Source organism: uncultured Nostoc sp., assembly GCF_937863485.1.
Taxonomy (GTDB): Bacteria; Cyanobacteriota; Cyanobacteriia; order Cyanobacteriales; family Nostocaceae; genus Nostoc.
Genome location: NZ_CALMFY010000040.1, coordinates 1 through 8,198 on the forward strand (window position 1 = coordinate 1; position 8,198 = coordinate 8,198).

The 8,198-nt window shown below is 43.3% G+C and carries 6 protein-coding genes; 3 read left to right on the forward strand and 3 right to left on the reverse strand.

The window, feature by feature from the left end; all coding sequences use genetic code 11:
* The first annotated feature begins 637 nt into the window (after positions 1-637).
* Positions 638-880 carry a hypothetical protein gene (locus Q0541_RS05380; RefSeq protein ID WP_298906622.1) on the forward strand — a complete coding sequence of 81 codons (243 nt, stop codon included), beginning with the start codon at positions 638-640 and terminating at the stop codon, positions 878-880.
* Here Q0541_RS05380 and Q0541_RS05385 read toward each other — a convergent pair.
* From Q0541_RS05385 to Q0541_RS05395, 3 genes are all read right to left on the reverse strand, one after another.
* Positions 820-4,359, reverse strand: coding sequence for a PriCT-2 domain-containing protein (locus tag Q0541_RS05385; RefSeq protein WP_298906625.1), 3,540 nt, complete (start codon positions 4,357-4,359; stop codon positions 820-822). The two genes, Q0541_RS05380 and Q0541_RS05385, sit on opposite strands and share 61 nt — an antisense overlap.
* A 473-nt stretch (positions 4,360-4,832) precedes the next feature.
* Positions 4,833-6,518, reverse strand: coding sequence for a helix-turn-helix transcriptional regulator (locus tag Q0541_RS05390; RefSeq protein WP_298906627.1), 1,686 nt, complete (start codon positions 6,516-6,518; stop codon positions 4,833-4,835).
* A gap of 194 nt (positions 6,519-6,712) precedes the next feature.
* Positions 6,713-6,907 carry a hypothetical protein gene (locus tag Q0541_RS05395; protein WP_199349608.1) on the reverse strand — a complete coding sequence of 65 codons (195 nt, stop codon included), beginning with the start codon at positions 6,905-6,907 and terminating at the stop codon, positions 6,713-6,715.
* Between the two features lie 258 nt (positions 6,908-7,165).
* On the opposite strand from Q0541_RS05395, the gene Q0541_RS05400 reads away from it, so the two are divergent.
* Both Q0541_RS05400 and Q0541_RS05405 read left to right on the forward strand, forming a co-directional pair.
* Positions 7,166-7,432 (forward strand): hypothetical protein, encoded by a 267-nt coding sequence (locus Q0541_RS05400; RefSeq protein WP_069071944.1) that lies wholly within the window; start codon positions 7,166-7,168, stop codon positions 7,430-7,432.
* Positions 7,433-7,482: 50 nt separating this feature from the next.
* A complete protein-coding gene (locus Q0541_RS05405; RefSeq protein WP_298906642.1) occupies positions 7,483-7,998 on the forward strand; it encodes a hypothetical protein in 516 nt (171 codons plus the stop codon).
* The last annotated feature ends 200 nt before the right edge of the window (positions 7,999-8,198 follow it).

An 8,198-nucleotide genomic window follows, 5' to 3' on the forward strand; every position in this document is an offset into this window, starting at 1 on the left:
TTTATTAGCGATCGCACCTTTTTTGTCCAACCTCACAAAATCGCGTTGCTCCCGTGACACGAAAATAGCTGATAGCATTGAAGTTCAAGGCGAACAGCTTATACGAACCATCTCAGTAGTAACGGATGAACTTTACTTAGATAGAGTGATTATCGTATACAAAAAAGCAAATAAGTGAAGGTATGCGCTAACCACTTTTCATCGTCGTCTAAGTCAGCCAAATTTTTATTACTACCGCTATTAAGACTATCTAATAGCAGGAGTAATATTTTTTCAAACGTAGCCCAGCCCTAGAAGCATTACAATTCTCAAAGCTTTAGTTTAATTAGACTGATGACGTTCACCTATTCTCTATACCCAGATAATTGGTCAGAAATTGCCACGTCAGTTAAGCAACAAGCCCAGTGGCGTTGTCAAAAATGCGGGTTACACTGCATACCCTAAGAGTGAAAAAACATCACATCTAACACGCTCAAAACGCAGAGTGTACACTTTACAGGTTCATCATTGGGACAGAAATCCAGCTTAGAACCACAGAGGCAACCTTATAGCTCTTGGCAGTGCTTGTCACCTTTTATACCATAGGGGTGGGAAATCAAATGTTTCACCGGGGCAGTTGTCTTTGTGGTAGGTAACTATGGATGATGATACTCAAGAACTAATCGCAATTCAGCAAGAAATCTCAGGAATCAGCTCACGCCTGAGAAAGATTTTTCCGTCAACTCATCCCCAATTTGACAGCGTGTTTGAAGACGTGGGTGCAGCTTCTTATTACATCCGGGAAGCAGGTTATCGTCTGGAATCAGTTCTTATGACTGTTCAAGGTGATAGCGCAGGTTCTGCGAGTGATGCAGAGAGTGGAGAAGATGAAATTGAATAAACTTCAGTAGGCAAACAACTCAGTACAATCATCAGCAGTGAAGCCCTAACAGCCGGGCTACAGAAGTGCAAAACTCGCCGCATCGCTCTAGTACCAAGAACTTCGGCAACTTCCGCCACCCCCTCTAACAGGTGATCTGGTAATGATTCTGATTCAGCAATCAACATCGGGAAGTATGTACGGGCTAGCCACTTTTCATCATCGTCTAAGTCAGCCAAATTTTTATTACTACCGCTATTAAGACTATCTAATAGCAAGAGTAATAATTTTTTAAAGTGCTGCCAGCCCCCCCATCTCTGGGTAAATCGGCTCACCCAAGCTTGGGAGATTTCAGCAATGTTGGCTAGAGCTGGTTGAGTAATTTTCTGTTTTGACTGCCAAAGTTGGGTTAGGGCATTGACTATAGCGTGACCTGTCTGCTCACTCGCGTTACCCGCTTCTGGGCAGAGTTGGAAAGCATCAACGCTCTCTAATTTAACTCCTGGTAATTCACGATCGAGGAAACCCAAATCATAGTCAGCGCAGAAGTAGAATGTTAGCTCCACATTGGGGCGACGATGAGCGCGTAATCGCCCAATCTCTTGGATGATTTCTGCACGGATCAGGTCTGTGAGATACTTTTGGAAAGCGCTGTTTTTATCTTCCAGGTTGACTGGTTCACCAGTCATCACCTGATATTGTGCTGCTAAAACACCGATGTTTTGGTAAGGAATGCCAAAAGAAGCGATCGCATCACACTCACTAAACCTGTTAACACCACGCCCATCGACAAAGTGACCGTATTCTGTGCGGCCCTCGGCTCGTGTTGCAATCTGTTTCCAATCGATAATGCCAAGGGTGGGGCAGAGTTTTTTCAAGGTTTCTTTGAGGGCATTAACACGATCGCTAAGTGGAAGAGAGCGATTTTTGGGCAGTTTACCCAGCCCAGTAACGTTGACCACTTTTAAATTGTCGTAGTCTGGGCGTTGCTGCTCAATGACTAACACGGGGTCACTGATGCCCAGTTTCAATTTCAACTGTTGGGATTTGAAAGTGGCATCAAGATAAATATTAAATTGGGCAGATTTGGCCAATTCAGTATGTTTGGGGTTTCGGCGGTAAATGCTGAGTACACCCCATTGAGATTGGAAACTACCATCACCTTTCCAAGCTTCCAGAAAGTCAGGCAACCAGTAATTAGGCAAGTCAAGAAACTCCCGGACAGCCGTTCGTGCGCTGTCTTTAACTACCTTTTTGGCAGCATAACGAGCGGCAGCACTTTTTTTGAGTTGTTTATCTTGGGTAATATCAATTGAGTCCAAGTCTTCTAAGAAAGTTAAATCAGGTTCTGAGGTTTGGCGAATGGCTTCGATATCTAAGCCTGTGGGGAAAGCCGGCAGCAGCGCTCGGATGCTGGCATCATCAAAGCCGTAGCGGTTATTCGGCAAAAGGTGTTGAGTAAACAGTTGGTGTAAAACTAAGAGGGCAGGTTGCAGCTGTGACATTATATTTGGTTCTAACAGTAGCAGCTTGCCCACAGTGGTTTCAAAATCCTCGCGGTTCACATCAAGGGAACGCACGGGCTTTATAAGTGTGCCAGCTTCTTCCCATAACCGCCCAACGGTGAAAGTTTGTTCAGCAGCGTTAGTTAAGGTGACAGGGGTAGAGTCGGGGTGCGCTCTGAGTGAGGAATAATTTTGAATTGCACTGCGCTTTTGAAAGCGGAAGCCAAAACCGTCACCAATAGCGAAACGGCACTGATTTTTAAGGGAACAACCGCCACAGATGGGGCTAATGCCGCTCTCTTCAAAATCTTGGCTGGTAAAATTCTTGTTGCGGAAGGCATTAAATAAGTAAGTCCTGTGACAATTACCATCAGTGTCGGCAGTCTCACCCGCCTTAGCCCACAGTTTAAAGTCTTCACCAAGAGGAGTTTTGCGGGTGGGATCTAGTTTAAAGCCGTTGTGTCGCACTGGTAAGTCAACAAAATTCGTCTCAATGGGCAGTGTAGATGGGTTTCTGTGGTTGGCATCCTGGTAAATTAGTTTATCAACACCAAATAAGGCCGCTGTCAGTTGCCCTGCGTTGTAAGACTTACCTAGTCCTGGGTGGGAATTATCTAAGATTTGTGTCCAGCCCTTGGATACGGCCTCTACCCATGCGGTGATATGTTCTTCTGGCTGACAAGAGATAGAAATATCGCCTCTAATTTCGCTTCTTAACGGGATATTGCCTCTTTGGTAGGTAATTACATTGGGCGAAGGGGTGTTAATTTCGGGTGAGGGCGGCGGCGATGGTGGGGCTTTAAATCCTTTAAATATTGAAGTAATTGGAGCGATCGCTTGCTTTAATAAATTTTGGAAGCTGCTCAAGTCCTCTCTGATTCGCCCAAGCTCCCACTGTTCACGGCTAATTACTCCTTGGTCGCGTTCGTTATATTCATACTGCCGTTTAGGAAAGCGAAAACCGTACTGTTTGGCAATGTGAAACAGTGTACCGATCGTAATTCCCCCACGTCTAAAACTGCGAATCTTGGCGTGGATGTTCCAAGTATCGCCTTTGATGCTGGGCGACCACTGCTCGGCGATGATTTCCGCATCTGTTGCCCCATAGTGATTAACCAGTGCCATTAGCACTTGACGGCATTCGTCATAGTTGCCGCTTCCTGGGGTGCGCGGTGGGATGAATGAAAGCGCGTTCTGGATTAGCTGGTGAATATCCCAGCCTTCAGTGACGGAAATCTCACGCCACTCTTTACGCCGTGACTCAATTTCTTTGATTCTTAGCTGATACTCCTCCCTCTCAATTTGCGCGATCGCGATCGCTTCACTTATCCATTCTGCTGGTAGTGTTGCTTCAGGGTTGACTAGCGGGAATTCTGCTTCTGTGCTGCCGTAGAATACACGGGAAGCATCTTTACACGCTGGATCATGGGGCAACTGCTGCATCAGGAAGCGTGTACAAGCTTCTACAGTATCAGCGCCTTGGACATATTCGGGGAGAAGGAAAACCAACCGGAATTTATGCCAGTCTGGTCTGTGACTGGCTGTGGTGTAAATTAAAGCACAGTGTTTTTTAATGAAGGGATGGGCTAGGGCGGATTCTATGGTTAATTGGTGATCGTAAACTTTGATAGAATTTCCATTCTCGTCCTTAATTGGCTTGTCATAAGCATCACGGGCGATATTGGAATTATCGATGTCGAGTAGTAGCCACTGAGAACCGATGATATTGGCCTTGCTTCGCCATTTACCACCCAACAAGCCAGCACAGATGGCGTGACCTGCTTTAATGTGTTGCTGGACATCGCCTAGAGTGCCTTCTACATCTCGGAAGTTGGCGGCCAGCTTCTTAAAGTCCCAGTCTTTGTTTCTGCCTGTGGCGTTAAACGCAAACTTGATTTTATTACCAGGTATGACTAGGGGTAAAAACGCGCTATCGTAAATAAATTTTTTCCCTGATAGCGCCGTTCTTCTGTTCTCAACTACGGGGTTTGTCATTTATTAGTTACTCCTTCTAGGAAACCGCCGCTTATCAGCCATTACCCCCTCTGTTGGTACACGCCAGGGTGCTTATTGTGGGAAGTAAGGTTTGACGGCAGCTTAAGGTTTTCAGTAGCCAAAAAAGTTTTTGACATTTTTGGACACCAGGAAATAATGCCAGATTGGCCAAAACCACTAGGCAAAACTGATCTAATTAATCTAATTAATCAGGGCTGTTTTAAGAGGCTACAACCCTTATGCAGCAAGGATTTCAAAAATTGATTGTCCGGGGATTCTAGAGTTTTTGTCCGGGGATTCTAGAGTTTTTGTCCGGGGATTCTAGAGCCTTTGTTTTAAGAACCAAAGCCTTACAGGGCAAAGCTTTAAAGCCAATTTTTTGAATTTTTTTTTTTAAAACAAGACTGCAACAGAAAACCAGCCAACCACAGCCGATCGTCAACTCGTAGTTGGGAAATCTAGAGTAATAATACTTAGTCTTGGATATCTAGAAGCGTTTGGATCTGGGTGGCTAGCTGTGGATTGAAGGTACGCTCACCCCGTTCAATCAGGGAAATAAGGTTTTGAGATACGCCGATAAAACCAGCCAGTTTCGCTTGCGACCAGCCTTTAGCAATACGTGCTTCTTTAACTTGACTGCTAGTCAAGCTGATGTGTTGTTCCTGTGTGGGCTTGGCTTTGGGCTGTAACTGTTCTACTTTGGGTTTAACTTTCAATTGCGATCGTTCAACCGTGAGTTTGGCCTTGGATGCTATAAGTTCCGGGATAGGGGTTGGGGGTTTGATGGTGAGTTTTGCATCCAACAGCTTATCAAGGTAGCCTTTAGGTTTCTTATCCTTGGAGTCTGGTCTTAGCTCTTCAGGGTAAGTTTCGGGGTCAAATGCAATCTGCCAGCCCAGTTTTAGTAGTAGCTTTATGGCACTATCCCAGTGCTGTTTTAAGTCATAGGCTCGGCGGCGATCTAATCGAGCTTTATCTATAATCGGTTTGACAAATGCAATTTCTAATAGCTCCTGTACTTTGTAATTTCCATCAAGGCGAATTCGACTATCTAATGTTAGATATATAGCCAGCCTTAGCGCGAGTTCATCATGGTAGGGATCAATTTTCAAAACTTGTTGGGCTAAGTAGCCAAACTGATATAAAGCATCCCTTGATTTTGCTCCTGCTCTGTTCAAAAAATGTTGAGTCCAAGCACCGGGTTGAATAATTAACTGAACTTCATTAGGCTCTTCTATTTTCCCTTGTAAATTTATCTGACCATAGGGCACAACTGTAATGTTCCACATTCGACCTACAGGGGTACTAGCATTTATTCCACCTTTTTTGTTCCTACCTTCTATCCATACTGCTTTAACTAACAAACAATCTAATGCAAACGCAGTTTTGGCTATTTCTGAGAGTTTTTTATGTTTGGGTAAATCAGTTCGCTGATCCCAACCCATATCTTTTATCAAGTCGCTGGCATTGAGAATAAATAAGCTTTCCCACGGTCTTTCCTGTTTCATTGCATAGGCAGCAAAGATTAAGTGTAGTTTTGCGCTGTTAAACCCAAATTTATCAATGATTTGCAGTGCTTCATCCCAAGGGAGCATGGAAATATCACCGGGGTTGGCAATATAATGCTCAATGAAGTTTTGAGAATCGCCCTTAGCTCTATGTTGTAAGTAGGCTATCCCATCTTCATTTTGCTTCCACAATTCTTTTTTGATTTGAGAGTCAATACTGGAAAACATAAGTGCTGCTGTTGGAATAGCTTCAAAGTCTTGGGACTTAAATAATTTTGATTGTCTAACTGTGATTGAAGTATTTGAGATGGAATTAGCTGGAGTTTCAAAATAACTTTCGTTTTCCTGAATACTATTTTGACTTTTCTCCGTTTGAGATTTTGGAACCGGAGGATATAATTCATCTTCGGCATTTTCAAAAGAATTGTTTTCTATTTGTCTCAGATTGATGGAAGTTGTTACAGGAATTTCTTTGAAAGACTGTAACAAATGACTGCGTAAAGCTTTTAGAAATTGTTCCTGGTTAGGAAATAGAGTTGAATCAATTTCTATGATTAATTTACTGAGGTCAATGTTTTCCTGACCTTCTTGATTAATCAAGTTGAGATTTACTATTAATGGAAGTTGCGGATTTAAATCATTTGCTGCCATAAGAAAACTCTCATCGAATGGAATTTATCTTCTAGGACTGCATGGGCAACAGCAGGCGGATTTCATCGATTGGTGTATAAGTTAGCCGCCATCTAACGCCAGCAAGGAAAAGTTTTCTCTGCCAATTATGTATGTCAGCTATTTCAAGGCGATCGCTTTATTAATGGCAGGGATGGCAGAATTACTGTTTGTATTCATTTGTCCTTCTTGTCGTTGCTGGATGATGACGGAATCCTCCCTTGTGTCTCAGCTTCTTCTATAGCTTTTTCAACTAGGTACGCTACAAGGTTGGCAACGGGACGACCTTGGTCATCAGCCCATCGCTCTAATGCGTCAAAAACCTTATCAGGTAAAGTTACGTGAACTCTTTTACTCACTGCATCTAACATATACATTTGCCTTCTATCGTACTTTTTTAGGACTGATTTCTAGCTAATTAGTGCAAGTTTTCTCATTAGATACAAAAATCTGATCTAATTTGTAGCTAATATGTGATACTATAATAGACAAGACGCAAAAAGTCTGCAAATTTTTTAGAAGACCAAAAAAAACCCAACTGCGTCCAATCTTGTTTTTTGGCATGGGCATCTGATTGCAACCATGCTCACAGTTATGTCTGCAAATGTCTTACTTAAGGACTCAAAAATATGGCTCAAGCGCGAGTTGTGATTAGGGGTGCGGCGCTGGAAAAGGGCGAACATCTTTTGAAAACTACCAAATTAGCAAGTTTAACAGAGCTAATTAATGTGATGTTTTCCAGGTACGGCAGGCATTTAGAAGCTACTTGGGAAGTTTTACCAGCCTTTGATATAGATGAACGCGATTCTTTGGCAAAATCAGTGCCCACAGTAGTTACGCAAATATCTTTACCAGCAGAAGATTTCACTTTTGATGAACCAATTAGCAGATTGTAAGCTACCCACCACCGATAGAAGCAATCAACGAAATACGTCTTGAGAGAACAATGCTTAATCAAAATCAATTACGAAGGTTAGAAGCAATAGATCGCTGGCTCAGAGAAATCCGAGATTCAGAACAATTCAGGCAACTGGAATACTCTCCAGATGTCACGCTAGGCGACGCAATCCAAGCAGTAGGTGAACTACTTGATTTTCACGTTCCCTATGATTACAAGCCCACAAATTTTACTGATTCTGAGTGGCATAAGTATCTAGAACAGAAGCCAGTAATGCACATTCGTCGTGTGAAGACTTGGCGTGAAAAGATTAACTCATTCATACTTGATGCTGCGTCATCAGTAGCAATTGTGAGCTTGGTAACTACTAGTTTTATGGTAGTTGGTTCTATCTTTTGTCACGGCTTTGACCGCATCGAGTCAAGCAGAGGGGAGGAATATCAACCCACATGGATTTACAACGCCAAAATTTTTGAAGGAAGCGCGATCGCATCTATCGCCGTCTTCCTGGGTGCAAGCTTGACGGGTGCGTGTGTTGCAGGAGAAAAGAATGATGATCGATAAACAGCTTGTAGGATGCGTCACGCTGTTGAGCCAGAGCAAGACTTACTGGATTAATGGAACGCTGTACAGATATTTAACAAGCAGTGACAGTATCAACCACACACAGTATTATTTCCGTCCTTTACCGCGTCAGTCTAAGAGTGCTGAGGGAGCAACGCGATTTTGTGAGGTTGGACAAAAAAGGTGCGATCGCTAATAAA